Origin of the sequence: Paucibacter sp. M5-1, from assembly GCF_027498415.2 — a bacterium.
Taxonomy (GTDB): domain Bacteria; phylum Pseudomonadota; class Gammaproteobacteria; order Burkholderiales; family Burkholderiaceae_C; genus Roseateles_E.
In genome coordinates, this window is the sequence record NZ_JAPZLM020000001.1 from 3,391,246 (window position 1) to 3,416,697 (window position 25,452).

The window sequence follows — 25,452 nt, forward strand, 5'->3', positions numbered from 1 at the left end:
TTGTTCTCTCCCTTGCTTGCCGGCTGCTAACGCTGGCCCTCAACTCGCGGCAGGTGCCGGCCCCAAAATGAATCGCGCTTGCTCCCTGCGCAGCATCTGGTACGGCGACATGAAATCCACGCCCAAGCCGATGCACACATTGGGTATCTTGATTTTCCTGGTCGATGGCGACGCCACTTCGTGCGTAACCAGCGTGTGATGACCGGCCAGGGCTGCCGCAACGAGCCAGAAATCAGCCACCTGCATGAAGGTGTTCACTGCGGCCGGCTCGTACCCCTGCTGAAGCACCCAGGCACTGACCCGTTGCGCGGCGACAAGCACGGCGGCATCGGGCTGCGGGAAGAAGCCATCATCTTGAGCGTCTGCCCAAGCCGCCAGCTCATCACCACCAGCGCTCAGTTCGTCGCCCACTTGCCGGATGCTTCGCAAGCGGCCTGCGGCATACCCCTGCGCCAGCCAGTCCCAGAAGCCAGGGCAGAAGTCGAACCCGTATTGCAGGTTCTTGGCCTGGATGAAGACGTTGGCGTCGAGCAGGTAGGCCATCAAGTCGGGAATCCCAGCGTTCGACCCAGCTCGTTGAACGTGCCCGGCTTAGCGATGCCCAACATGCGGAAGGCATCGCGGTACAGGGTGCGACCTTCCAGGGTGCTGGCCACCAGGGTCTGGGCAAACCGCTTGCTGACGCGAGCGACTGTCGTGCGGTAGAAGTCGCCGCCGCCAGCATTGCGCGCCGCCAAGGCCTTGATGCGCGCCTCCTCGGCGCGGTAGGCGCCCCAGAAGGCATCGCGGTCTAGCCAGCCCACGTCCAGCATGCGACGCAGCACCACCAGGCTGCTGACCTTGAAATGCTTGGCCAGGCGTTTGAGCGCCAGGTCTATGGTTTCGTCCTGCTGCAGTGCGGCGCGGAACTCTGCGTGCGGCACCAGCAACTCGGCCGCTACGCGATTGCACCAGGTCTCCGTGGCATGGTCGGAGGTTTCGGACAGCGTTGCGTCAGACAGCGCCGTTTGCCCCAGCCACAGGTGCGCCAGTTCATGCGCCAGCGTGAACATCTGAGCCGCCTTGCTGTCGGCGCCATTGATGAAGACAAGCGGCGCGATGCCATCGGCCAGCGCGAAGCCCCGGAACTCCTGCGGGTCCAGGTGGCGGTTGTTGTTGTTCATCACCACGCCGCTGACCATCACCATCACGCCCGCCTGCTCGGCTTGTGCGATGAACAGCCGTAGGGCCTCGGTCCATGTAGGGCACTCGCGCCGTGCCTGCACGCTGAAGCCGAGCCGCTGGCGAATCAGCGCTGCCGCTTCGGCCGGCGGCGTGGCGAGCGTCACGCTACCTACAAAGGGCAGAGGCGCCTCACCATTGACCAAGGCCTCGTCCCGATACCAGGTCTGCCGCGTCTGGCAGGTGTAGATGACATCCAGAAGGTCGGCGCTCAGGCGTGGCATGCCCCGGCCCATGGTCCGGAAGTCCGGAATGGGAACGGCCTCTTCGGGCGGCGCCGGCAGGAAGAAATAGCCCAGCGGTGCGTGGGTGGCCTGCGCGTATTGCTCCAGCTGGCGCAGCGTGGGCTGCACCGCGCCCGTTTCCCACTCCGCGAGGTGCGGAAAGCGCGCCGCCAGCTCGGCCTCGTCCAACCGGGCGCGCTGGCGTGCCCAGGTGAACAGAGCAGGTTGGATTGGGACGCGGGTCATGGTTGGAGTAGCTTATCGCAGTGGCACATGGCGCACGTCAATTTGGCCGGTGACGGCAGCGGCGATGAGGGCGCTGCGGCGCTCTTGGAGCAAGGCGATGCCGTTCTTTGCCTCGGACACAAGAGCATCGAGCTTTGCCTGTTCCGCTTCCACATGGGCGACGATGCGGCCCTGTTCAAACGGCGGGGGCAGTGCAATCGCCATCTTTCCTAGCCGGCTGATGTAGATGTGCTTTATGGTGGTGCCGCCCGCGTCAAACACCATACGCTCCTGATAGACGCCACCAGCCAGTGCTATGGACAAAAAGCGAGGTAGGGCAAGTTTGCTATCGACGCGGAGAGAGGCGACGGACTGGTTGATACAGGCCTCGGGGCCATCGAACAGTGCGACTCGGCCAAGAGTTCCGTCTTTGGTCACCAAGATGTCACCGAGCTTAGGTCGACTCTTCTCGGTCAGTTCGTTGCGAAACGCTTCAGCCGACGTTCGCCGAGCAGTCTCGTAATTCACGCTTCCCATCGCAACATCGTTGGCCGTGAGCAAGTACGGACCGTCGTCTGTCGTAGGCATGGGATTGGTGAATCCGTACGAAATCGCCAAACAAAGAAAGCCAAGCGGTTTGACGTCCCAATGCGCCGGCACCTCTCCCAGCCACGCAACGTCGGAATCCTTCATCGGCGCGCTGGGGTTGAGGCCCTTGGTGACGGCATGGGAGATGGTGGCCTGGCGCTTTTCGGCCAGCAGGGCGATGAGCTTTTCCTGCTCGGCAATCAGTGCGTCGATTTTGGCGGTTTCGTGGTCGAGGAAGGCGGCGATAGCCGCTTGCTCCGACGGACTTGGCAGCGGCAAGACAAAGCGGAGGAATTCATCCTGCGACAGGTTCTGCATGCTTGCGCTTGTTCCGGCGCAAGCCATCTGCACCTGAGCTCTGTATGAGGGCGAATTGGTCCAGCAATGGACAAACTTTGCCGACGCACCTACGAAGTGGACCTGCCACAAGCGGTCAGGTAGGAACAGATTCTCAGCGCTTTCCGCGACGAAGCCTGCTGCCCCAACCAGGGCTGGCGTATTCATGCGGCTGACAATCAGGGTGCCGGCTGTGACTGGGCACGCAACTCGGCTAAGCTCATCTTCAACCACAGCCTTGTTCTCGCTGGGGTCGAAATTTCCAGCGTAAACACAGCTGGTTTTCAGAACGCCCGGTTCACCCGAACTAGCTGGGGCATCAACAGCGTTCACACTGACACCCGACTCAATACGAGAAACGACGCGCTTCAACACAGACGGCTCCCAGTGCACCGGCACCTTGTCGAACCACGCCACACCACTGTCCTTGTACTCCCCGTACCTCGGCAAACTCATTCCGCCAGCTCCTCCAACATCTTCATGATGCTGGACGTGACAGTCTTCAGCTCTTCGTCGATGACGTGCAGGCTGCGCGGTGGCTCGAAGACGTAGAAGTGCCGGTTGAACGGAATCTCGTAACCAACCTTGCTCTTTTCGTCGTCAATCCAGGCGTCCGGCGCATGCGGCAGCACCTCGCGTTCGAAATAGGCCCGGATGTCCTCACCCAGTGGCACGTTCTCGGTGTCCCGCAGCGCGCTGTCCGCCTGAGGCTTGCCCTTTTGCTTGCCCTTGAGCCCGAGCACGACCTGCCCCTGCTCATCCCGCAGGGGGCGCTCGACGGTGATGGTGGTGTAGCCGAAGTCCTGGTTCTTGAAGATGCGCGAGATGGGAACTTTTTTGAGCTTGCCACCCTCGGGCGCGGTGGGCAGGTTGTCGGTGCCCGTGACCAGCTGCGGCTCGCCCTGGGCCAGGCCTGCAGCGTCGAACACCGTGACCAGCTCGGCCTCGGTGAAATCGCCGAACAGGCGCGTGACGGTGGCGATGTGCGCCTCACTCATCTCCTTGCGCTTGGACCCGAGGCTCTTGCGCATCTTCTGCCAGAAGCTGCTCGCGTCGATGAGCTGCACGAAGCCCTTGCGGTCCGCCGGCTTCTTGTTGGACAGAATCCAGATGTAGGTGGCGATGCCGGTGTTGTAGAACATGTCGGTGGGCAGGCCGACGATGGCCTCCACCAGGTCGTTCTCCAGCACATAGCGACGGATTTCGCTCTCGCCGCTACCGGCGCCGCCGGTGAACAGGGGCGAGCCGTTCAGCACGATGCCGAAGCGGCTGCCGCCGTCCTTGGCCGGACGCATCTTGGACAGCAGGTGCATCAGAAACAGCATTGAGCCGTCGCTGACGCGCGGCAGGCCGGGGCCGAAGCGCCCGTCGAAGCCCTTTTGCTCATGTTCCTGGCGCACTACCTTCTCGACCTTCTTCCACTCCACGCCGAAGGGCGGGTTGGACAGCATGTAGTCGAACTTGGTGTGGGCGTGGCCGTCGTCGCTGAGCGTGTTGCCGACGACGATGTTCTCCACCGGCTGGCCCTTGATGAGCATGTCCGCCTTGCAGATGGCGTAGCTCTCGTCGTTCAGCTCCTGGCCGTACATGGTCAGCCGAGCCTGCGGGTTGTGCTCCAGCAGGTACTCGCCCGCGACCGACAGCATGCCGCCGGTGCCGGCCGTCGGGTCGTAGATGGTGCGGACCACGGCGTTGCCCGGCGCGAGCACGTCGTCGTCTTCGATGAAGAGCAGGTCCACCATCAGGCGGATGACCTCGCGCGGGGTGAAATGCTCCCCGGCGGTTTCATTGCTGATTTCGGCGAACTTGCGAATCAGCTCCTCGAACACCGCGCCCATGGCGGCGTTGTCCACGGCCTCGGGGTGCAGGTCGATATTGGCGAACTTCTCGACGACCAGGTACAGCAGATTGGCCTTGGCCAGACGCTCGACCTGCGTATAGAAGTCGAAGCGCTCGAAGATGTCGCGCGCCGCCGGCGAGAAGGCTTGCACGTACGCATACAGGTTCTGGCGGATGTGGTCCTGGTCGCCCAACAGCGTGACCAGGTCCAGCGGCGAACAGTTGTAAAAGCTCTGGCCCGCCTTGCGCAGCAGGAAAGGCTCGGGATTCAACCCAGCCTTGGACTTGGCTTCGAACTCCTTGAGCACGGCGGGCTTGGTCGCTTCCAGCACGCAGTCCAACCGGCGCAGCACGGTGAAGGGAAGGATGACGCGGCCGTACTCGGATTGCTTGTAATCGCCGCGCAGCAGGTCGGCGACCGACCAAATAAAGGACGACAGCGCTTGATGATTCATGTAGCCCCAGATTCGCAAGAGGCCTGCGGCCTCCAAAATTGTCTGATTTTGTCAGCAAAGCTAGCTTCGGACTCTTTGGCAAACCCAGTGCAGCCGGCATTCCGTGCTACTGGGGTGGGCACCACTGCCTAGGTCGCACACCGTTGTTAACCACATCGAACCGCAGCGCCAATCCGGCCTCAGCATCCGTGGCGTACCCAACCGATGCGCGACATCCAAATGCTGGCGCCCAGCCTATCCTGCAATAGGTGTCTTTTGAAATGCATTGATTCGGCTTGAGGGCCACTTTTCCGCCGCAAAGGCAACGCACAGCCGCCCCCTAGGCGCCCGCAAGGCGACCGAGCCGACGGGGACCCGACGCCCATCCGCCGCAAAGCCGACGCCTTCGCCGCACACCAGCCTTTCAGCCACTCCAAAGCCGCCGCAAAGCCGCTGATTAATCGCAAAAATCAGCACGCGAGCGCGCCCCCACCGCGCCTAAGTTTGTTGCACCACCACCGCGAGGCCCTGCCGTGGAACTGCAACCCAAACGCCCACCCGGTCGCACCGACCGTAAAGCCGCCCGCTACAGCGCCGACATTGCCCGGCTTCGCAGCGCTGGCTACACCTACGAGGCGATCCGCGAAGCGCTGGCCGATGTAGGCATCACGGTGAGCACCAGCGCCCTGCGCCGCGAGGTGCGCCGGCTGCGCCAACGCACACCCCAGGTCCCCTTGCCCCAGCAGCGCACGCCGGTGGCGCCCGCCGACGCGGTGCCCTCACCTTCACCCTTCCACTCGCCGTCTGCGGCCGGCTCGCCCATGCGGCCTTCTCAGGTGGCGCCGCTCCCGCGCGCGCCGCCTGGGACCCCGCCGCCAGATGAAGGCAAGCCCGCCGCACCGCTCGTCGAGCACACCCGCGCCGCCGCCGAAGCCTTCTTCACCGCCAATCCCAGCCGCCTGCTACATCCCCACAAGGACAACCCATGAAACTCGCTGTCATCAACTTCTCGGGCAACGTCGGCAAGAGCACCGTCGCCCGCCACCTCCTGGCCGCACGCATCCCCGGCTGCCAGGTCATCGCCGTCGAGAGCATCAATGCCCAGGACAGCCCCTCGATCACGATCCGGGGCCGTGAGTTCGCCCAACTGCAGGACGCCCTGCTGACGGTGCCCGACCTGGTCGTCGATGTCGGCGCCAGCAATGTCGAGGAACTGCTGGGTGTGATGCGCCGCTATCACGGCAGCCACACCGACTTCGACGCCTTCATCGTGCCCACTGTGCCCGACCGCAAGCAGCAGCAGGACACCGCTGCGACGCTGGCGGAGCTGGCCCGCATCGGCGTGCCCCCTGAGCGGCTGCGGCTGGTCTTCAACCGGCTGGAGGAAGACGAGCCGGTCGAGCGGGTCTTCGAGACCCTGCTAGCCTACTGCGCCGCCTCAGGTGTCGTGCAGCCACGCCTGGCCGCCTGCCTGCCCTATAACGAGGTGTATGCGCGGGTGCGGGGCACCGACTGCTCCTTGATCGAGCTGGCAGCCGACCCCACCGACTACAAAGCCGCCATCGTCAGTGCTGGCAGCCCGGCAGAGCAGATGGCGCTCGTGCAAAAGCTCGCCACCCAGCGACTCGCCCAGGGCGTCGTCCCGGAGCTTGACGCCTGCTTCGCTGCGCTGGAACTCATGGAGTTGGGACAACAGGCACCGAGCGACCAGGTGGACCTGTTCGCCTCTCGCCGACCCCGCTCGGCATCAGCACGGCCGAGGGCATGATGGGCACGTCCACCGCCCGCGAGGCGCTGATCATCGAGGCCATCGGCGAAGTGGCCCGACTGATCAACCAGGTCGAAGCCTTGGCACCGGAGATGCTGAAGACCGGCCAGGCCTTGCGCAAAAGCGACGCCCAGCTGCACCAGACCCTGGCCGGCTTCGAAGCCCGTTTGGCCGCCATCACGGAGCGCACCAAGACTCAGGCCGTCCAACACCTGGAGGCACAGATGAGCGCCTCCGCGCAGCAGATGTTGGGGCGGCAGTGCGCGGCGCTGATTGAGGCGGCACACCGGGTCTTCCAGGACCAGATCGGCGCCACCATGCGGGAACAACAGGTCGTCCTGAACAACCTGCGGGGCCTCCTCCACCAGCTGACCCAGGAACGCGCCGAGCGCTGGGTCCCCTGGGCAACGCATGCGTCGGCCGCCGCCCTGGCCTCCATGCTCACGATCCTGGTGCAATGGCTGGGGCGGTGAATGCCCCGGCGATTCTGCGACCGGCGTGACACGCGCCCAAGCGTGGCGCGACGGTCGAGCCAAGGCGATCCGTCCCCAGGCGGCCCGGCTTCGGGCGTGGCGGGTGCCAGGGGTGCCGATCTGGCAAGCCAGTTCGGCAAGCGGGCCCTTGCCGCGCCAGCGGGAAGGATGAGGCCCGCGCTCCCCTGGCACGGGTACGGGCCGCCTGGACTACCTCGGCAGCAGTTCCAGCCGATCCGGAAGTTCTCGCACCCGCAAGTCGTGCAAGGTGGCCACCGCTTGCGCAAAGCCAGCACTGTCACCGGTCTTGAAAAGGCCGCTGATCCGCAGCGCCGCCAGGCTGGGGTCCGCCATGATGGGCGTCGTGCTGTAGCGGTTCATCTCGGCCAGCGCTTGCGGCAGCGACGCGTTGTCGAAGACCGCCTCGCCGCGCTTCCAGGCCAGCACCTGGTCCATGCGCGGCCGGTCTCTCTGGGGCTGTGTGGGTGTTGCCTTCGAAGCGTTGCCACCAGGACCTTGATCGCCTCGCACGCGCAGCCGCTCGCCGGCCGCCATCACGATGGGCGGCACGATCTTGGGCGTGTCGGCGCGTCGCTCGGCCTCGCGCACCACCACCTGGCCTTCCACCAGCGTGACGTCGAGCGACTGACTCGCACCTGCACCTGGCGGTGTCAGCCTCACCACGAAGGCCGTCCCGGTGGCGGTGACTTCCGTGCCGGCGGCCTGCACAACAAAAGGCCGGCTTGCATCCTTGGCGACCTCGAAGAACGCCTCTCCGCCTTCCACGCGCACGCGGCGCTGGGTCTGGCTGAGTTCCACCTGCACCCGGGTCGAGGTGTTCAGCGACATCCGGGTGCCGTCCTTCAGGATCACCAAGCGCTGCTCGCCGATGCCGGTGTCATAGCTGTCGATGTCGCGCCAGGGCTGGCCCACCAGCACAGCGACCACGAGGACCGTCGCGGTGAGCGACAGCGCGAGCGCCCAGGGGCGCGGCCAGCCCCATCCCCTGGTGCCAGCATTCGCGGGGCCGGCGCCCTGCCCTTGCCCACCTTGGCCCTCAGGCCTGCTGGCCGCCGCTGCCCGAGCCACGGCGGCACGGTCAACGCCCGCCGCTTCCATCCACAGATCCGTCCCGCGCTCGAAGGCCAGCCGGTGTGCCGCCGACTTCGCCTGCCAGGCGCGGCATTCGCGTTCCATGTGATTCGATCGATCCGGCCCGTGCAGCCGGGCGATCCAGACCGCCGCCTCGGCCGCGATCTCTCGCGTCACGACGGGCTCGGACCCTTGTCTTTTTTCCCCCTGCCCGTCCCGCCCCTCTGCGCCAATCACGTTCGCCAGTCCTGCATCCCGGTGATGAGTTGCATCGTAACTTTGGCGATGTGCTTCTCCACCGTGCTGATGCTCAGGCCGTGCTGATCGGCGATCTCCCGGTAGGTCAGCCCGTCCAGGCGGTGGGCCAGGAAGATGTCCCGGCTCCTCTCGGTCAGGCGCCCCAAGCAGTAGTGCAGCCGCGCCAGGCGTTCACGCCCCAGCACCACCGCCTCGACGCTCGGTGCCGTGTCGGCCAGCACGACTTCCTCAGCCAGCACCTCCTCGCCGTGATGGACCCGCATGCGGTGCGCATCGATCGACAGGTTCAACGCAATGCGCATCATGAAGGGTTCGGGATCGGCCACCGCCTCCCGCTCCCGCTCGTAGTGGGTCAGCCGCACCCAGGCTTCCTGGACGATGTCTTCGGAATCCTGAGTCGAGCTGCCGCGCCGCCGCAGGGCGTTTCGGACGCGTGCGAAGACCGGGGGTAGATGCTTCTTCATGGTGAACCCTCCATGTGTAAACCACCTTGCTCTGCAAAGTCGCCTCAAATGTACCATTTATGCGGGTGCATATATGCGCCTGAAAATCGACATTTCGGAGGGTGCGCAAAGCCCAGGATCAAAACGTATTGAAAGCAGCGGCGGCCGAGATAAAGGCCCGCCGCGCCCGCATTGAGATCAGCCAAGAAGAACTGGCTCACCGTGCTGACGTACATAGGTCTTTTATTGCGAGGCTTGAGGTCGCTGATACGCAGCCCTCACTTGCAGTGTTGCTTCGGCTTGCGGATGCGCTCGAAACAGATCCAGGCGAGATGGTCCGAGCCATTGCAAAACGCCTGAAACAAGAACGCGCCTCTGCGCCGGGTACTTAGCGCTGCGTCTTGAAGTCGCGTAGGCGAGATCCTCAAAGTTACGGGTCGTGCGAAACCGACTGCAGATGCGCCCTCTTCTGCCACATCGACCGTCGGCTCAAGGCTGATCTGAGTCATTCGCCGGCCGACGCCCGAGCGGCAGCATCCGCGAATGCCGGTCATTGGGCGCCGCAGACCCCTACCGGGGGCTTCGCGCCCGGAGCCGGTTGAGCGACAGCGGCGCAAGCATCTTGCCGGCACGAACGATCGATCCCGTTTGCCGCGCCAGACAGTCAACCCCAAGCTGACCATTTCCCCCTAGACATCAGCTAGGCTATGCGAAAAACTCAAATAGCTTGATGAATCCGCTGAGGAGCTCGGCCAGTGTCGATGCATAGAGCAAACAGAACAGCATGGCCGTCAATTCGATCAGCGCGAACTGTGAAAAGGACTGTGCTTTTGGCTGCTTGCGAACGAGAAGCTTCGTGAGCCCACGCTTGGGCATCTGGTAGATCAAATCCTCGAACTGTAGATGCCGGAACACTCTGACGAGCGCTAACGGCACGGCGACGAGGAAGAGCAGAGCCGGCAGTGCTTGTTCAAGAGTCGGTGACGTCGTGTCCAGACCAGGTAGCACGCTGTTTGAAAAGACAGGTGCGGCCGCGATGAGCCCTGCCTGTAGGAAGTAGGCGAGGCCAAGTAGAACAATGCTCGAAGTTCCCAGCGCTACGCCTACCCGAACAACTCGCTTTCTGTACTTCGGACTAAGCTTGGTGTACGAGCGTTGCGACTCGATAAAGATGAGCAACAGCCCAGCAGTCATCGCGCCGATCACCCAATCTAAGATGGTTACACCGGTCTTGTGGACGAAGAATGCCCCTACGAGCGCGACAAGGCGCGAAAGCATCTTCCACGAAACGCGATTGTCTTCAGGCAACCCTGCCCATATTGATTCGGTGATTCCTTGGAGCTTCTTCATTTTCCTGCTTGATTGCGTCTAGTACTTCCATCTTTCAAGTTGATATCTGGCGACCGCTGCTCCAGACCAATCTTTGGGGTAAGAAATTCTCAGCGAGCGCGCCCAGGAGAGAGCCATGCGAAACCCCAAATCGCCTTCACTCCACAGCGTCCATGCGCATCTAAGAGTCCAGAGCTTTTCATGCATCAAGTCTTACCGATACACATTCACCTGACTTAAAGGCGACCAACAGAGCCAAAACTTAACCTCTTGTGTTGGAAATAGGTCTGTATGCAGCCCGAATACATTGACCGTGTGAGCGCGTCCATCCGGAACCTCATCCATGTAGTCGAGGCAGAGGCCGGCGTTCCCATCGTGGTGGCGCCCGATCGTGAGTTGAACAGCGGGGGACTATTCGGCGAAGGAAACCTGGAGGTCGTTGTTCGTTCACGGGAGGTGTGGCTTCAAGCGCACACCAATGGTTACTTCCCCGACGGGGCTGTCCGCCACGAAGTGTTGCATGTGAAGCGGTGCCACATCGACGGCACACCTCAGCTGGTTCTTGCAGATGAAGTCCACTGGGACAGGTTAAAAAAGGGATGCACCCCGCACATGATCTGTTCATTGCGCCGACGTGCAACTTCTGCGGACGTGACAAGGCCACGCTTTCCGTGGTAGTGCGCGATACCCGTCTCGCTGCCAGTGGCGTTCGAGCCGAGCAACCGGTTAATGTCACTCGGCGTGAGTTGGTCGCGAGAGGGCGACGGGCCGCTCTCGCTGCAGAGCCGAAGTCCGCTGAACTTCAGCATCAGGCTGATCTGAGTCGTTCGCGCTTCAGCGTCCGAGCGACCGCTCCTGCCAAAAGCAGCCGTTGAACTCCGCTGGCTTCGCCGGCGGCCTCATCGCGGAAGCCGTTGTTCGACCGAGATGCAAGCATCCCCTGCGTGAACAACCGATACCTGCCTGCGGCAGAATCGGCCGCGGGAGGAAGCCATGGCTGAGCCGGCAGAGAAGGTTAAGTGGCACTGCAACCTGTGCTTGCGAAAGACGAAGCACACGGTGCTCTATACGATCACTAAGCAGGACGTGACGGAGACTCACGAAGACGACTTCGATGTTGAAGAAACTGTCTACATACTCGCTGAGTGCGATGGCTGCGAGTACGTCACGATGCAAACGTCTTGGTCGATCAATGGCCAAGGGGACATGGTTGACCAATATCCACCTGCCCTGACTCGTCGCAGACCGCCATGGTTGCATGAACTGTTCCTCGAAGACTTTCTTGGTGAGCAGAGCAAGTACAAGCTCTTGCAAGAGCTTTACACCGGCATAGGAGCACAGAACTGGTGGCTGACAATGCTAGGCGTCCGCTCCCTGCTCGAGTTCGTCATGGTCGAGAAAGTCAGCGATAACGGCAGCTTCGTCAAGAATCTAGAGAAGTTCCTTGAGGGTGGCTTTATCAGCAAGATTCAATTGGATGCTCTAGGCCCGCTAATTGAGGCCGGGCACGCTACGACGCATCGGGGCTATCAACCGACCGCAGCGGACGTCAACGTGGTTATGGACATCCTTGAGAACGTGCTTGAGTCCATCTATGCGACGACGGCGAAGGCGAAGAAGCTCAAGGTGCCGCCTAGGACAAAACCGGCGGCGGCACCAGCCAACAAGTCATAGAGACTTGTGGCAGCGCATGGCTATTGCGTGGGCGGAGTCCAGTAGGGCAGCGTTGAGGCGCCTGGGTCGTCCAAGACGATTGCGACACTTTGCTCAGCGCGCGTGACAGCCACATAGAAGATGGACGCGGCAAGCGGCTCCATGCAGGTTCCACGACGAATGAACTCAGATATGTTCGAAGTGGGTGCGATCAGCACGCGTTGAAACGTCGCCCCCTTGGCTACCCTGAAATTCATGAAATCCAGCTGCAGCGTCTTCGCCGATGACACTGCGTGCCGCAGGCTCTGCGGCTTGAACGCGGCCATGTAGGCGTCAACGTGCTCTGCCCGAAGAAGGAACACGCCATCGTGCCCGGTGTTCGTCTCGTTCATCGATGTCGTGCTTGGGAAGGCCCATGAGGTGTCGAATATGAGGTCCGAAAACGCAGCAATCTTCGGATGACACCGCCAAGTCACCGAACTCTCGTCGATGGTGACCAGACCACGCTTCTCGCGACTGCGAAACCATTTGATGGCGTCGGCATAGGCGTATTGCCTGTTCTTCGTGCTCCGGTCGTTGGTGGCCAGTACGGATTGCCGGATGTCTCCAACCATCCAGATGTCGAGCTTGGACGTCAAAAGCGCATCGATGATGTCCCAGTCGTGCGCGCTCAGATCCTGTACTTCGTCGATCAGAATCTCGTCATAGATGCCTTCGAGCCTGCGCATGAGAGCACCGCGGCTATCGCCGATCAACTCGGATGCCAATCGTCCCAGTTCCGACCTATAGACGGCTCCGCCACTGTCGAGGAACCGCGCCTTGCCTTTGGCCATGCGGAAGGGCCTGCCGTCGAAGTTGAAGCCGAGCACACGTTCTCCACCGAACTTGAACGGAAGAAATGGCTTAGCAAAATGCCTGAGGAGGAAGGTAAACCAACCCAGTACCTCCACGTTCAGATAGTCGCCCGCGTAGCGACTGAGGCGCTCTTCCAGTTCCTGCTGGTTCTTCTGGGTGTACGTCAATATGACGACGCGCCGATTCTTCGGCAACGTCGAACAATGCTCGACGATGCTCTGGGTCTTGCGCGATCCCGCCACCGCCAGCGTGACGCGCTTAGCCATATATGAACTTGGCCGCCTGGAGCATGTACGCCGGCGGCGTCAGCGCATGCGCTGACATGGCTATGCGCAGTGCGGCCTCCGTTTTCTCGCGGCTCATCCAGGTCGAGATATCAGCATTGGCTGTGATGCCAAGCATGGTGCGCAGATGGGCCTCACCGCAGTGGTGGATCAACTGAGGTTCCAGCGTTTTTCCATGGAGCACGTCGCCGATGAACACCTCGCGTTGCCCCGCGGCAAGCCATTGGGTGAGCGGCTTTCGCAGCTCTGCAGGTTCAATGCCGTCGTTGTCGCGCATCGCCGCCACACGCTTGCCCAGCCTATGGCACAGCTCAAGCCCGCGTGCTAGCGACAGTCCGCGCATGCTGACAACATCGATTCCGCACTCGATCGGACGCTTGCCGTGCAGATCCTTGAAAACCCGTTCGAAAATGATCTCGTCGGAGGGCCCCTCGACCAGGACGATCTTGTCGGCCAGGACGAGGCGCAAGGTATCGAAGCCGGGCAGCTTCTTGAAGTACTCCACGGTTTCAGGACTCAGCTCGTTGAGTTTGACAGGCGCCTTGGGACCGAGGAGCTGAAGTGCCTCCACGCCCAGCCGGTTCAGGACGCTTGAACTGTGCGTGGTTATGAAGAGCTGTTGATCGTCGCTGGCCAGCGCCGACATCCTGTGCAACAGCGTTGCCAGACTCGTATGGCTCAGATGGTTTTCCGGCTCTTCGATGGTGATGTACTTGGATCGGCCGGCGTGCCGGTTCATAGCCAGCGCGATCTTGATAGCCGACTGCTGACCCTGACCAGCCATGGTGAACGGAACGCCAGCGACGTGCGGCGACACGGACTCCTCCCAAGAGGTTCTGGCGGTCTGGTCCATCGCGAGCGCGATGGGTTGCGCGTGAAGTGACGCGTGGATCTGGCTGATGCGGTCATTGACCGTTTTGAAGGCGGAATCTGAAAGGGCCGCCTTGGCTTCACGGTATTGAAGGGAAATGCTGGCGCGCTCGTGAGGTTCTAGCTGGCTTCCTAGGATCTGACGGAGGTGGAAGTCGATGCCGCCGGAGCTTCGAACCGTTCGTGCGTCGATCACCGCGGTGGTCAACGCTCGAGGCCGCATGTTCAGTTTCTGGTCGGCGAATGACGTCCACTCAACGCAGTAGTACTCGACAGGCAGAAGGATTGTCGGCTTCGCCGCCCATGCCTGCAGCTCTGACCAGTACTCCTTGTTGGGGAAGCAGCGAAGTCGGACGCCCGGGGTGGCCTCGGTGGGAACGCTGGAGTTGTGAGCGCCACACAGTTCCTGAAGCTCTGGCACATCAGCCAGGAAGATTTCGATATCGATCTCAGGCAGTCGAGGCAGCTTGCCTTTCGCCTTCTCAGCGATGAACTCGGCAACACCGTCGGCATTGAACCAGTGGGGGTTCAACTCCTCGGCAGCACTGCGACCGTTGATCCGGCCGGTTAACGCCAGGACGATGGCTTCGATGAGGGTGGACTTGCCAGATTCGTTGGCGCCGACGATGAGGTTGAGCTTGGCATTTGGAACGATGGTCAGATCTCGGTGAATCCGATAGCCCCGAACGCGAATCTTCTTGATCACATTTCCTCCCTTGCACTCGACGTGGTGCGTCAGGCAATTTTGCGGCATGTAGCTGTGCAGACACTCGAGCCAGTGGAGACACTGTTGGATTTCCCACTCACCACCCCTGCATGACCCGCCAAGCCAAGAAGGACCTCGAACGCCTATACCTCGACCGGGTCCGTGACCTCCTCACTGACTTTCCGCCGGGTGCCATCGACGAGCGCGAACAGCCGGATTTCTTGGTCAAAACGGCCGACCGTGTCATCGGGATCGAGATCACCGAACTGCACCGCGCCAATGACAGCCAGCCCGTTCCCATGCAAGGCCGGGAGGCCATTCGCGACCAGATCGTGCAGCGCGCAAAGGCGCTGTACGACGGCAAAGGTGTACCGCCCATCGACTGCTGCGTCCACCTGAAGGACTTGTCCTATCGTCGCACGGACATTGAGCCCCTGGCTGCCAAGATCGCCTCATTAGCCGCGCGCAACATCCCGCCCGAAGGCACGCTTGCGAGGCGCGAGCAATACGACTGGGTCAACCGCGAGTACTTTCCCGAGGAGGTCGACTACATCCGGGTGGCGCGCTTCGAAGGCCTGACCGAGAGCTTCTTCGGCACTGCAGGTTCAACATGGGCAGAGCCGCTGACGCCGGACAACGTTCGCGCGGTCATCGACACCAAGGATGGCAACATCGACGCGTACATGCGTCAGTGCGACGAGGCTTGGCTGGTGATCGTCACCGACAGCCGGACCATGTCGACCTGGTTCAACAGCGCGGAACAGGTCAAGGTGGCGGCCTTCACGACGCGCTTTGCCAGGGTATTCATCCTGCGCAATCTCGGCAGAGAAATCATCGAGCTGACTACGGCACGCCCATAGCGCTCGCGGCTCGACCTACTTGTACTACCTCTCATGCAGAAAGCACCTTCTGCCCGTGCATAGAGCTGTCACACCCTTGAGGATTCGCTCGGTGAGCGGCGGCCGGGCAGCTTGAATGACTGCTTTCCCCTTGCAGCGATCAGCGCCGAAGACATGTCGACGATGCACGCATGGCCGCTTCCAGCGACAACCGTGCACTCGACGTCTTGCCACGGAGACAGCAATCGCTGCGAAGCCGAAGTCCGGACTTGGTCGGCAGCCCAAGGCTGCTCAGAGACACTCGCTGATGAATGACGAACGTCGGCGGTCGCAACAAGCGGTCAGTGGGGCCGGCCGGCAATGTGCGGCCGGTGTGAATCCCAAACCGGCCGTTCAACAACAGGTCGAGCTGCGCAGCGCTACAAAGGACCGGGGTGGAGGCCATCAATGACCGCTGCTGATGCCGCCGGACTGGCACTCAGGAGCCGCTGCGGAGCTAGCAGATCACAATCTCGCAGCCAGAAATCTGCCAGTCAACACTTGAGTTAGGCATCACTGTGGCGGTACTTGCCGTGCCTTTAACTGATGGACGAACTGGACGAAGTTTCGTAGCGACGAACGCTCAACGTCAGTGATGCGGTCAGAGTCGAAGTGCATCACGTCATTTCTTAGCTGACGAACCACATCAAGCTCTTTCACAAATACCGCTCGATCTGCTCTAAGTCCAAGCCTTGTCCAGTTCTCGGGGTTCTCAATCAAGCGGATGTGCTCGCCAAGGGTCAGGTCAGCCACTGACTCGATGAGTCTGTCAGGATCGTTCTCGTTTCGAACAGCAGCCAATTGCGGTTGCGTGAATCGGCCATCAATCAGCGAGCGGATGTGATTCTCGATCTCGCCTATCAGAAGAAACGGTTCGGCCAGATCCTGAAACTGCTGACTCAAATCGGTGGTAGTCAAGATGCCTGTTATCACCCGCTGCTCATTGCGAACAAGCACATACGAACTCTCAATGATTCGATTGATGACTTGGAAGAGCGAATCCGTATCCTTGACTTCAACATGCGGCCGCATGCATTCGCGCACGAATTGAGGCGCAGGCTGCCCCAATGTCATTGCAGGCCCGATGCTGTCCCAGCTCACGACACCCCGTACATCACGTTCATTCGTCATCACCGGAAGCTGCGAGTAGTCATGTCGAAGCATGAGTGTCACTGCTTGCTCAAGCGGAGCATCTGGCCCGACGATGACAAGCCTCAAACGTGGATCGAGAAGTCGACTGACGCGATAGGCAGGCTCCACACCGGCTCCACCCACAAACTGAGCCGACTCTGGCTCCAGCGGTTGCGGCGGCTCTGGCGCTTGGTCGTCTGGCCTTGGTTCGGGCTGCGCTTCTTGCTGAGCCTCGGCTTGCGGTGGTAACGGCGGTAAGGCGAACTGAACGCGACCGTCAATGTGTGAGCCCTCGAAGTCCGGCACGGTCAGTAGACCTGCCTGCTCGAGAGAGCGACGGATGTGCCAATTGACGTTAGTGCCGCGACGAAGTGCATCGAACCATCCGATCAGTTCTCGCACAGAAATTGCCTCTGGCGTTCGGCCGTTTCGAAGGGTCTCAGCGATTTCGCCCAACAGGCGGTTCCTTGCTTCAAGTTCCATACGTTGTGCCTGTAAATGGCCTCCCTGTGAAGCCTACTCGAAAGCCGTCTGGCGTAACCGGCTGCTTGTGACCGGCAGTGTGTATTCGCCGCCGCCACAGGATCAAGTTGGAATCCGAGTCGGACAAATAGTCGCATACTCTCGAACGGCTACTCTGATAGCTCTATATGGAGCTCAGGGAAGGGAGATGGTGAGGCCCTCTGCATCGGATCCAATGCCTTGTTGACCTCAGATTGAGCGCGCGTTCTCACACAGTCTCGGCTGAAGGCAGTCGTTCGTAGACCACGCACGGAACAACTGCTATCAGGCTCAAGCCGCCATAGCTTGCCCAGTGGCCGCTCCGCCTCTGCTCGGAAAACGGTGGGATGAGCGGCCCAGAGCTTTCGCCCCCTTAGATGTCGCCGCCGCCAAACATCCACCTGATGAGGCGTTGCCACCAATTAACAGACTGCGCCATGCTGGTCTCCATGACCGGATCAGCGGCACCTTTGGCTGCATTGCTTAGCGACACCGTGCGCCGAAGGTCGGCGGCATCTCGCCGCTGAACGCTTGCGATCTGCCTAGCACTCATTGGGGCGGCCCAACGTACCTGATTGCGCTCGATGATGTAGTGCGATCGGCACGCATAGTCCCAGTTGCCGATCGACGGCCACAACGACACCACCTCTCCTTCGCGCGTAAGCCCCCACTCTGCGGGGGACAAAGGGGTGACCACCTCTTCACCGCATCCGCAGCAGCACTTGTGTGAGCAAGTCTTGTAGCGGTCGCTGATGTACAGCACCCCTTCCTCAAGATCGTCAGGAATGAACTCGACGAAGCTCGGTCTGATCCTGGCAGCTATCACTGCGAGCCCTCCTTGCCGGTCTCGCCACGCGTGAGGGACTGCGTGGCAACGGTGTACGCGGTATGGCACGAACGCGCGACGTCCTCATAGAAGCCAAAAAGCTGCTTCCACTTGATCACGGCGAGCTGAGCGTTCAAGGCGTTCAAATCGGCCACCTGGATGTTCTGCCGATAGAGCGCATCGCCGTTGTCGGGGTCCATCGGAATGGACCGTGCAAGGTGCTCATTCGCGTCAGGAGTGATGGTCGTCACACGGCAGGTGCCGTCGAGCTCGAGCGTCCGAGGGTCCATCACGACATCCATACCGACGTCGATGAACGGAATGCCCTGTCCCGCCAGGTACTCGCACACAGTTTTCCGCGCGTCGCCGCGGTCAACGCATACAAACACGAAGTCAAAGCCAGCCAGCTCGGCGACGTTGTCGTCGTCGAGGCAGTAGGGATGTGGGACCAGCCCCCTGCGCATCGGATCGTAGAGACGGACGTAGTAGTCCACCTTCTTCAGCCGCTCACGCAGGACTTCCTTCGTCGCAGCGGCGGGGGCACGAAATGCGTTGTGCTGCTTGAACACGTCGCCATCGAAAAGGTCGATCTGCCATACCGGCGTCTTGGCCACCTGATCCAGCACGTATCCCCCCGTGCCACCGAGCCCGACGATCGCGACCTTCCGCAGCTTCAGCCGGGCCGACGTCGCGACGATTTCGGCGCGGACGCTCGACGTGTCGGCGTAGCGAAAAACCGATTCCTCTTCGCGGGGCTCGATGATCCGCCTGGTGCGTGCGTCCGCATCACCGTCGAGGGCTCTCGCCTGGCTCTCAATCAGGGTCACGTAGTGCGTGATCTTCTCGTAGTGATTCGGAAAGCCGCTGCTCGAGAACTCCTCAGGCTTGTTAGAGAAGCGATGCTGCGCGACGCACCCTTCGAACACGTGGAACTCTTGCGGCCGCGTCTCAGCGACCAGTTCCGTCAAGGGTGTCCCATCAGATCGGCAGGGGAATCCCCCCACCCACCAGACCTGGTGATCGTCACCAGGCGCGGTGGGCGGGAGAATGGCCCCGGCGTCCTCGACGTACTTGCACACCAACATGCCCAGATGAACTTCTCGCTTAGCGTTCACGTAGGGCACCGAATGCACCAGGAGATGCTGCTGTCGCACCTCGGCCTCGAAGCCGTCGTTGAGGAGCCGTTGCATGGCCGCCTCAGCTGCGGTTGGTACGGCGGACACGGAACTCCATGCCGTCGTGGACGGGCGTCTTCTGGCCGGGCGCCAGCGTACCGTCATGCCCGTTGGGGTTCGTGTATGCGACGGTGTAGATGATGTCGAACGGGCCCTCAGGATAGGCAAGGCGTACCGCCTCGTCATACGTGATGAGCGGTCCTTCGACCTGGCGGGGCTTGCCGTTGACGACGATGTCGTGGCGCTTGGGGTTGGGTTTGGCCGCAGGGGCCGCTTGATCAAGGGTATCCATCGGAATCTCCGAAAAATGCGGGGGCCGTCCGCCGGCTCAGCCAGCGGGTTGGACGCACTTGACGAAGGGTGGATCGCTACGGAGAATCGTGGTCGCCAAACCTGGACGAGTTGCGTAGCGCTCGTTCACCCGACAGCCGAGTGCGATTTCGTACTCGGCTGTTTTCTATTGGTGCTTCATGTTTTGCTCCTTCCTGTCTCGTTGAAATTACACGTAGCGGGTCAGGCCTTGTCCTTGGGCGGACAAGGATCGTTGCCGTAGGAGTCCCGGGCGCGGATGCGCCCGTTTTCCCCATGGATCAGCAACTCCCCTTGGCCCTGCCGCGCCATCTGGCGGGCGGCATCGATCGCCTGGGCCTGGGTGTCGAACAGGCCGCTTGCCCGCTCGCCCCCCTCCCTGAGCGCGCCCCATTGAGGCCCGCGGCGAACCACGTGAACGTTGTTTCGGCTACTCATGTCGTCCTCCAGAAGGTTGACGCAGGAAAGTTTACAAACAACAATTAGAACCGTCAATCTGTAAACCGGTTGGCAATTGCCCAAGGAGGTACATCGATTGAACTGGAGGCACACACATGATCGGCAACCGACTGAAGCGCGCAAGGGATGCCATGGGCTTCTCCCTGCGGGAACTGGAAGCAGCGATCGACGGGCTGGTGTCAGCCCAGGCCATTGGCAAGTACGAGCGAGACGAGATGATGCCGAGTTCCACGGTATTGCTGGCCCTCGGGAAGGCGCTGAACGTAAGACCTGACTATCTGTTGGCGACGCGTGAGATCGAGCTGACGGGCATCGATTTCCGCAAGGCACCTCACACGGGCGCGAAGGAAGAGCGCGCCGTGGAGGCTGCGGTCCTTGACCGTGTTGAAAGGTACTTGGAGCTTGAGGAGTTGCTGCCAGACTTGGACGCAGCATGGGAAGCCCCAGACGCGCCGGAGTTCCACATTCGTCGCGTCGAGGATGCAGAACTGGCGGCGGACAAGCTGAGAGAGCTTTGGCGGCTCGGCATCGACCCCATTCCGCAGATGGCGGAACTGATGGAACAAAAAGGGATCAAGGTCATCGCCATCCAGCTCGCGGAGGAAGTGTCCGGCTCCAAGGCGTTCGTGCAACGTCCTGGCCAGCCGAACGTTCCGGTAATCGTCGTCAACGGCAAGCACAACGGCGTGCGGCAGAGGTTCACGCTTGCGCACGAACTTGCACACCTGGTGCTGAAGTGCGTAGGTTTGAGCGACAAGGAAGAAGAGAAGGCAGCCGATCGATTCGCCGGTGCCTTCTTGATGGCCAAGGAAATGATGAAGCGACTGCTTGGCGCGAACCGTACATTCATATCACTTGGGGAGTTAGCAGAGCTTCAGAGACTGTTCAAGGTCAGCGTGGCATGCCTTGTTGTGCGCTGCTCCCAACTTGAGGTGTTGTCCAAGGCTGCGTACGGGAAGTTGTTCGGAGTGATACGCGCACGCGGCTTGAACGCGCAAGGTGCGAAAGAGCCAAACGACATACCGCCGGAGCGCCCACAACGCATGGAGCGCCTCTGCTTGCGGGCCGTAGCCGAGGACGCGCTGTCCGAGGCCAAGGCGGCCGAACTGCTCCACATGACCGTTCGCGATCTGAATCGCCTGATGGGGCAGGGGGTGTAGTCCATGACCATCCTCGTCTCGGACACCTCCGTGCTCATTGACTTAGCGCGCGGGAACCTGCTGGTGCCAGCTTTTGCTAGCGGCTTGAGCATGGTGGTTCCGGACTTGCTGTACGAGGACGAACTCAAGGACACAAACGGTCCGTATCTGAGGACATTGGGACTGGGCGTTCTGGCTCTCGACCCTCCCGAACTGCAACTCGTCCAAACCATCAAACGCCGACGCTCAGTACTTTCGCTGGCCGACTGCTTTGCCCTGGTCCTGGCCTTGCGTCAGGACCATGCGTTGGTGACGGGGGATCGCAATCTCCGCAACGAAGCGGAGAAAGAGAAGACCGCGACCTACGGCCTTCTCTGGTTGCTAGATCAACTTGCCGTCCTGGGCGTGGATCGCAGCACCCTCCACCAAGGTTTGTCCGGCATAGCGGCAAGCGTGAAATGTCGCCTGCCTAAAGACGAGGTGGCGCGACGCCTGACTGCGTGGAGCCCATAGTCTTGCGGAGCGAACTGTGTCGGCAAAGGAGCAGTAGCAGCCTGTCACCTTGTCCAGCCGAATGGCAGCAACCGCTGCAGGCCTGCCCGTCGATACAGAAGCGCATGTCAAGGCTGCTTGGAGTCATCCTTATGGCGCGGCGCTTATCGCCCCATTGCGCAAGCGACGTGCTGAATGCTTGGTCGGCTCCGCAGCAGGTTCTGTCCTTCGGCCGCTGCGCGCGAACTCCCGCTGACTACCAGCGCAAGTCGACCTCCTACGACCTCCTCTTGCCGATCACGTCGAGCAGCCGCGTGCGAATGTCCCCCGCCAGCTTGCCGTGATGCGCTTCGCGGTGGTCGTTCGGGCAGATCGCCACGACGTTGTCAACGCTGTCGGGGCCACCTTCGGACAATGGGATGACGTGGTGCGTCTCCAAATAGACGCTTCCGTTCGGCAGTTGAAAACCTGGCTGCTTGCACAGCTCGCACAGTCCCATCGCCACCGCGAGAACGCGCCTTCTGACACTGGGATCGCGAACGAACACTGAGCCGGCCGGCACATCCTTCTTCTTCGGGGTTGCGTCAGCGTTTTCGGTGCAATCGTACTGGTCGACATACGGAGCCGTTGGCGCACCACGGCGAAGAACGATCCCTCCGTTTGCCTCACCACTGACTACAGCCCATGGGAGTGGATCCAGGATCTGATGATCGACGGTGCGCGTCTTCTTGCCAGTCTTCGTGATACGAGGAGGACGTGCCTTCATGACGATCACGCGGATCGGCAGCTTCCCGTCGATCGCTATATGGATCGCTTGCCGCATGTGCTCGCGTCGCTTTACTCGCGACCCAGTCGGCTCCTTGCGTGCATCCGCGATAAGGTTTAGATGCTGTTCGATATGTCCGTTGCTCTCGATCAGCTTGTCGTGCCACAGCTTGAGCACTACAACGCGGCCTGGCTGAAGGAATGACCATTCGTAGCAATACTTTGGATTTGACGCCTCGTGCGCCGCGCCCTTGGCGAAGTTCTTCCAGTCGCTGACATCGACTCCCGCTTCTCGCACCAAGTCGAATACACGCAGGTGCTCTCTTGGTGTGATTTCAGCTGGGATCGGCATCGATGAATCCTTGGTTGTTGGGCGGTTAGGAACAGGTTGGAGGCAGCTGTGGAACGCTTTCCATTTACGCACGGGTCCATGGCTCACATTCTCACTGCTGGCTCGCGGCGCAAGGGCCGTCGACATCTGCCGATGACCGCTTGAGGGGCGTGAACGTGAATCAGTGCCTCCAGGGCGATCGACCGATCTCGCTGCACTGCAGTAGTCGATCGATCACCGGTTGAATTCAGGCCCAGGTACGTCTCTGGAGACGACCAGCTCAACATCGCGAACACGCGAATGCGCCGGCACCTCACGCTCCCGTTTTCGGCTGTGCTCCTTCGCGAAGGTCGAGCCCCGAATGAAGCTGGCGATGCGCTCCGCCAGCTCGCGATCACCGGCCTGATCCGAGGTCCTGAGCGCGGCCACGATGTGAGCCCAAGCCCGCAGCGCGCCCATGCGGCTGCGCAGGTAGGCATCGCCTGATTTCATCGATTCGGGGGTACTGCGCAGCCGTCCGTCCTCCCTGGCCTTGCGTTGCCACAAGTGCTCGTGGCGGCGCGCCTCCCCTCGGGTGGCCTGGCGCGTGGCCTCGGCTTCAATGCCGTAGCCACGCAGCCGCTCCGCAAAGGTTTCGCGCCACCGATGCAGATCGGCCTTGCGCGGGTTCAGACGCCTGCCACCCATGGACTCGGCCCGCACGCTCAGATGAACGTGCGGGTTCTCCTGGTGCTCGTGCAGCACCATCACATAGAAGTGGTCCTTCAGCTCGATCTGGGCGAACTCCCGAGCGGCCATCAGGACGATCTGCGGATCGGTGCCGCGTGGCATCGACAGCATCAGATTGAAGGCCTCCCGGCGAGGGCTGGTCTCCTCGATCAGGGAGCCGCCCAAGCGCCACTGCTCGGCCAGGTCATGCAGCGCTTCCTTGTCCTGTCGAACCACGCCCCGCTCGTCCTCGAAGGCCAGCTGTCCGTTCTTGCTGATGTAGCGGAAGTGGGCCGCGATGGCACCCATGCCTCGGCCACCACCGGTCACCTTGACCATTACCTGCGGTGCACGCCGGGTCACGGTAGCCTCGATACGCCGACGGATCACGGCAGCCTGGCGACGCCACAAGGTATTCAAGCGCGGCGGCTCCACCTTGACGATGCGGTTGCCGGGATAGAACAGCCGCTCGCCCCATTGCACCAGCACACCATCGATCACCGAGGAAGAGGTCGGGGGCACCATGCATTTCACCCGGCATCGGACTTGCGAGCCGGACAACGCCATGACGCCGGCAATGCCGCCATCTGGGGCGCGGCCGAGGCCAAGTGCTGACCCACGTCTGCGGTCAGCCCTGCCACCAGGACATCGAAGCCCGCCGACTCAGGGGAGGAGGACTGTTCCAGTGCGCGCCCCAGGGACTTCAGACCGCTACTCAAAGCCGCCAGCTTGGCGTTGGATCGCACCAGCGACAACACGAGCTCCCTCGGGCTGGCACCCAGCGGTTTTTCCTCTGAATGCGCATCCAGGAGTTGCGCGACATACATCCCCTGCGACAACTCGGCCGCACGCGCGGCGCGGGCCAGCTTGGCGGCCCGGTCGGCGGGCAGGCGCAAGGTCAACTTGGCTAACGGGGCGTCTGTGTGCAGCGCAACCGATGCGGCCGGCGCCGTGTCAGTCGCACCGACAGGCGAAGCGCCAACAGCCTGCGCGTCCAGCCACTCACTGAGGACGGTTCTGGCGAGCGCAGCCGCACTCATGCGGCGCGAGCGCGCGATGGCGGCCAGTGCCGGACCGTGCCGACGGAAGTCAATGGTCAGCCGCTGGCGACGGCTGCTGCTGCGCGATGTATGGGCACGGGGCTGGCGGACGAAGGTGGCGTTTCCCATGACACAAGTTTGCGTTGGGTTCGGCGCTCGGCGCGTGCTGATTTTTGCTAAGAATCAGCACCAGGCGCTGCTGAAGCAGGGCGGCCAGTGCCTCCACCAGGGTCTGCGAATGCCGACGACAGAGTCATCATCGCCTCCTCCACACGAAGGCCCGATGGCTACCGCAGTCTCACCAAGTGATCCTTCTCGCCCTTCTTGACTTCCACGATGGCATCCATCGCCTTCAGCATCTCGCTGAAGCTGGCATAGCCCTGGCCCTTCAGGTCAAAGGTGGAGTCCAGTCGCTTCATCATGGGCCAGACGCTGGCCTTGTGAACCCAGGCCTCGCCTTTCGATTCGGCCAGAAGACGAATCGCGCGCCGCAGCATGTCGGCCGTCGGATCGATAGGAGTCGACGAGACCTCTCTTGCATCGACTGGCTTTGCGTCCTGCTCAGGTGCGGGTTCGATCAGCGTGTCGTAGTACCTGAATTCATGGCAGCTCTTGGCCCAATGCCGGTTGGTGTTCTTGCGGTTGCCGATGCCGACCAACGTACGCCCCGCCGCCTTGATCTTCTGTGCAACCGGCATGAAGTCGCTGTCACCGCCCACGATGATGACGGTACCGATGTGGTCAAACCGGCTGATGTCCTCGGTCGCGTCCAGGCAGAGCTTGATGTCGGCTCCATTCTTGGCCGACGCACCAGGGGGGAATAGCTGAATCAACTCGACGGCGTTCTGCAGCAACGCGTCCCTGTAGCGCCCGAAGAACTGCCAGTTTCCGTAGGCGCGATTGATTGCCACGGGCCCAAAGGACGCGCCTAGCTCGACCAAGGCCTGCACGTCGATCAATGGCTCTTGCGCCTTGAATCGGTTGTCCTGCTTTGCGTAGGCCCCTTCACCGTACTTCGCCTCGACGAGACCAGCATGCAAGTTCTCGAAGTCCCAGTAGATCGCTACCGAGCGGCTTCCAGCGTTGTCATAAGCATCCAA

Annotated in this window: 26 protein-coding genes; 8 read left to right on the forward strand and 18 right to left on the reverse strand. The window is 61.6% G+C overall.

Going from position 1 to position 25,452, the window contains the following annotated elements; all coding sequences use genetic code 11:
* Positions 1-39 precede the first annotated feature (39 nt).
* Genes O5M90_RS15835 through O5M90_RS15850 form a run of 4 tightly spaced genes read right to left on the reverse strand, consistent with a single transcriptional unit; the run spans position 40 to position 4,888 of the window.
* Complete coding sequence (locus tag O5M90_RS15835; RefSeq protein ID WP_269839494.1) at positions 40-543, reverse strand: DUF4411 family protein; 504 nt, start codon at positions 541-543, stop codon at positions 40-42.
* Positions 543-1,691 (reverse strand): ImmA/IrrE family metallo-endopeptidase, encoded by a 1,149-nt coding sequence (locus O5M90_RS15840; protein ID WP_269839495.1) that lies wholly within the window; start codon positions 1,689-1,691, stop codon positions 543-545. Before O5M90_RS15840 ends, O5M90_RS15835 begins: the two co-directional genes overlap by 1 nt.
* 12 nt (positions 1,692-1,703) lie before the next feature.
* Positions 1,704-3,050 carry a restriction endonuclease subunit S gene (locus tag O5M90_RS15845; RefSeq protein ID WP_269839496.1) on the reverse strand — a complete coding sequence of 449 codons (1,347 nt, stop codon included), beginning with the start codon at positions 3,048-3,050 and terminating at the stop codon, positions 1,704-1,706.
* Positions 3,047-4,888 carry a type I restriction-modification system subunit M gene (locus tag O5M90_RS15850; protein ID WP_269839497.1) on the reverse strand — a complete coding sequence of 614 codons (1,842 nt, stop codon included), beginning with the start codon at positions 4,886-4,888 and terminating at the stop codon, positions 3,047-3,049. Before O5M90_RS15850 ends, O5M90_RS15845 begins: the two co-directional genes overlap by 4 nt.
* Positions 4,889-5,400: 512 nt before the next feature.
* Here O5M90_RS15850 and O5M90_RS15855 point away from each other — a divergent pair.
* The 3 genes from O5M90_RS15855 to O5M90_RS15865 are packed head-to-tail and all read left to right on the forward strand — an operon-like array spanning position 5,401 to position 7,108.
* On the forward strand, positions 5,401-5,856 hold the full coding sequence (locus tag O5M90_RS15855; protein WP_269839498.1) for a hypothetical protein: 456 nt from the start codon (positions 5,401-5,403) through the stop codon (positions 5,854-5,856).
* On the forward strand, positions 5,853-6,635 hold the full coding sequence (gene stbB / locus O5M90_RS15860; protein WP_269839499.1) for a StbB family protein: 783 nt from the start codon (positions 5,853-5,855) through the stop codon (positions 6,633-6,635). Before O5M90_RS15855 ends, stbB begins: the two co-directional genes overlap by 4 nt.
* Positions 6,635-7,108 (forward strand): hypothetical protein, encoded by a 474-nt coding sequence (locus O5M90_RS15865; RefSeq protein WP_269839500.1) that lies wholly within the window; start codon positions 6,635-6,637, stop codon positions 7,106-7,108. The genes stbB and O5M90_RS15865 overlap by 1 nt, the downstream gene beginning before the upstream one ends.
* A gap of 210 nt (positions 7,109-7,318) precedes the next feature.
* On the opposite strand, the gene O5M90_RS15870 is transcribed toward O5M90_RS15865, so the two are convergent.
* On the reverse strand, positions 7,319-8,377 hold the full coding sequence (locus tag O5M90_RS15870; protein ID WP_269839501.1) for a FecR family protein: 1,059 nt from the start codon (positions 8,375-8,377) through the stop codon (positions 7,319-7,321).
* A gap of 56 nt (positions 8,378-8,433) precedes the next feature.
* The gene (locus O5M90_RS15875; RefSeq protein WP_269839502.1) at positions 8,434-8,922 is read right to left on the reverse strand and encodes an RNA polymerase sigma factor; all 489 of its coding nucleotides are present in this window, start codon (positions 8,920-8,922) and stop codon (positions 8,434-8,436) included.
* 101 nt (positions 8,923-9,023) lie between these two features.
* On the opposite strand from O5M90_RS15875, the gene O5M90_RS15880 reads away from it, so the two are divergent.
* On the forward strand, positions 9,024-9,293 hold the full coding sequence (locus tag O5M90_RS15880) for a helix-turn-helix domain-containing protein (protein ID WP_440402161.1): 270 nt from the start codon (positions 9,024-9,026) through the stop codon (positions 9,291-9,293).
* Between the two features lie 313 nt (positions 9,294-9,606).
* Here the strand turns inward: O5M90_RS15880 and O5M90_RS15885 are convergent, their stop codons facing one another.
* A complete protein-coding gene (locus tag O5M90_RS15885) occupies positions 9,607-10,251 on the reverse strand; it encodes a hypothetical protein (protein ID WP_269839503.1) in 645 nt (214 codons plus the stop codon).
* A 972-nt stretch (positions 10,252-11,223) separates the two neighbouring features.
* On the opposite strand from O5M90_RS15885, the gene O5M90_RS15890 reads away from it, so the two are divergent.
* Positions 11,224-11,904 (forward strand): DUF4145 domain-containing protein, encoded by a 681-nt coding sequence (locus O5M90_RS15890; protein ID WP_269839504.1) that lies wholly within the window; start codon positions 11,224-11,226, stop codon positions 11,902-11,904.
* Between the two features lie 20 nt (positions 11,905-11,924).
* On the opposite strand, the gene O5M90_RS15895 is transcribed toward O5M90_RS15890, so the two are convergent.
* Both O5M90_RS15895 and O5M90_RS15900 read right to left on the reverse strand, forming a co-directional pair.
* Positions 11,925-13,004, reverse strand: coding sequence for a UvrD-helicase domain-containing protein (locus O5M90_RS15895; protein WP_269839505.1), 1,080 nt, complete (start codon positions 13,002-13,004; stop codon positions 11,925-11,927).
* Positions 12,997-14,598 carry an ATP-dependent nuclease gene (locus tag O5M90_RS15900; protein ID WP_269839506.1) on the reverse strand — a complete coding sequence of 534 codons (1,602 nt, stop codon included), beginning with the start codon at positions 14,596-14,598 and terminating at the stop codon, positions 12,997-12,999. The genes O5M90_RS15895 and O5M90_RS15900 overlap by 8 nt, the downstream gene beginning before the upstream one ends.
* Before the next feature lie 110 nt (positions 14,599-14,708).
* Between O5M90_RS15900 and O5M90_RS15905 the strand changes: the two genes are divergently transcribed.
* Positions 14,709-15,458, forward strand: a complete 750-nt coding sequence (locus O5M90_RS15905) for a hypothetical protein (protein WP_269839507.1) — start codon at positions 14,709-14,711, stop codon at positions 15,456-15,458.
* Positions 15,459-15,989: 531 nt separating this feature from the next.
* Here the strand turns inward: O5M90_RS15905 and O5M90_RS15910 are convergent.
* The 5 genes from O5M90_RS15910 to O5M90_RS15930 form a co-directional block, all read right to left on the reverse strand.
* Positions 15,990-17,090: a CBS domain-containing protein gene (locus tag O5M90_RS15910; protein WP_269839508.1), complete on the reverse strand. Its 1,101-nt coding sequence runs from the start codon at positions 17,088-17,090 to the stop codon at positions 15,990-15,992.
* A 391-nt stretch (positions 17,091-17,481) separates the two neighbouring features.
* On the reverse strand, positions 17,482-17,934 hold the full coding sequence (locus tag O5M90_RS15915; RefSeq protein WP_269839509.1) for a DUF6527 family protein: 453 nt from the start codon (positions 17,932-17,934) through the stop codon (positions 17,482-17,484).
* Positions 17,931-19,124, reverse strand: a complete 1,194-nt coding sequence (locus tag O5M90_RS15920) for a ThiF family adenylyltransferase (RefSeq protein WP_440402162.1) — start codon at positions 19,122-19,124, stop codon at positions 17,931-17,933. Before O5M90_RS15920 ends, O5M90_RS15915 begins: the two co-directional genes overlap by 4 nt.
* Positions 19,125-19,131: 7 nt before the next feature.
* Positions 19,132-19,401 (reverse strand): multiubiquitin domain-containing protein, encoded by a 270-nt coding sequence (locus O5M90_RS15925; protein ID WP_269839513.1) that lies wholly within the window; start codon positions 19,399-19,401, stop codon positions 19,132-19,134.
* A gap of 221 nt (positions 19,402-19,622) precedes the next feature.
* Positions 19,623-19,856: a DUF2188 domain-containing protein gene (locus O5M90_RS15930; RefSeq protein ID WP_440402163.1), complete on the reverse strand. Its 234-nt coding sequence runs from the start codon at positions 19,854-19,856 to the stop codon at positions 19,623-19,625.
* 116 nt (positions 19,857-19,972) lie between these two features.
* On the opposite strand from O5M90_RS15930, the gene O5M90_RS15935 reads away from it, so the two are divergent.
* Entirely contained in the window at positions 19,973-21,037 is a 1,065-nt protein-coding gene (locus O5M90_RS15935; RefSeq protein ID WP_269839514.1) for an XRE family transcriptional regulator, read from the forward strand.
* Positions 21,038-21,040: 3 nt separating this feature from the next.
* Entirely contained in the window at positions 21,041-21,529 is a 489-nt protein-coding gene (locus O5M90_RS15940; protein WP_269839515.1) for a hypothetical protein, read from the forward strand.
* A gap of 256 nt (positions 21,530-21,785) precedes the next feature.
* Here the strand turns inward: O5M90_RS15940 and O5M90_RS15945 are convergent, their stop codons facing one another.
* From O5M90_RS15945 to O5M90_RS15960, 4 genes are all read right to left on the reverse strand, one after another.
* Entirely contained in the window at positions 21,786-22,625 is an 840-nt protein-coding gene (locus O5M90_RS15945; RefSeq protein WP_269839516.1) for an HNH endonuclease, read from the reverse strand.
* A 213-nt stretch (positions 22,626-22,838) separates the two neighbouring features.
* Entirely contained in the window at positions 22,839-23,837 is a 999-nt protein-coding gene (locus tag O5M90_RS15950; protein WP_269839517.1) for a relaxase/mobilization nuclease domain-containing protein, read from the reverse strand.
* 5 nt (positions 23,838-23,842) lie between these two features.
* Positions 23,843-24,481, reverse strand: coding sequence for a hypothetical protein (locus tag O5M90_RS15955; RefSeq protein ID WP_269839518.1), 639 nt, complete (start codon positions 24,479-24,481; stop codon positions 23,843-23,845).
* 158 nt (positions 24,482-24,639) lie between these two features.
* Positions 24,640-25,452, reverse strand: coding sequence for an NYN domain-containing protein (locus O5M90_RS15960; protein WP_440402165.1), 813 nt, complete (start codon positions 25,450-25,452; stop codon positions 24,640-24,642).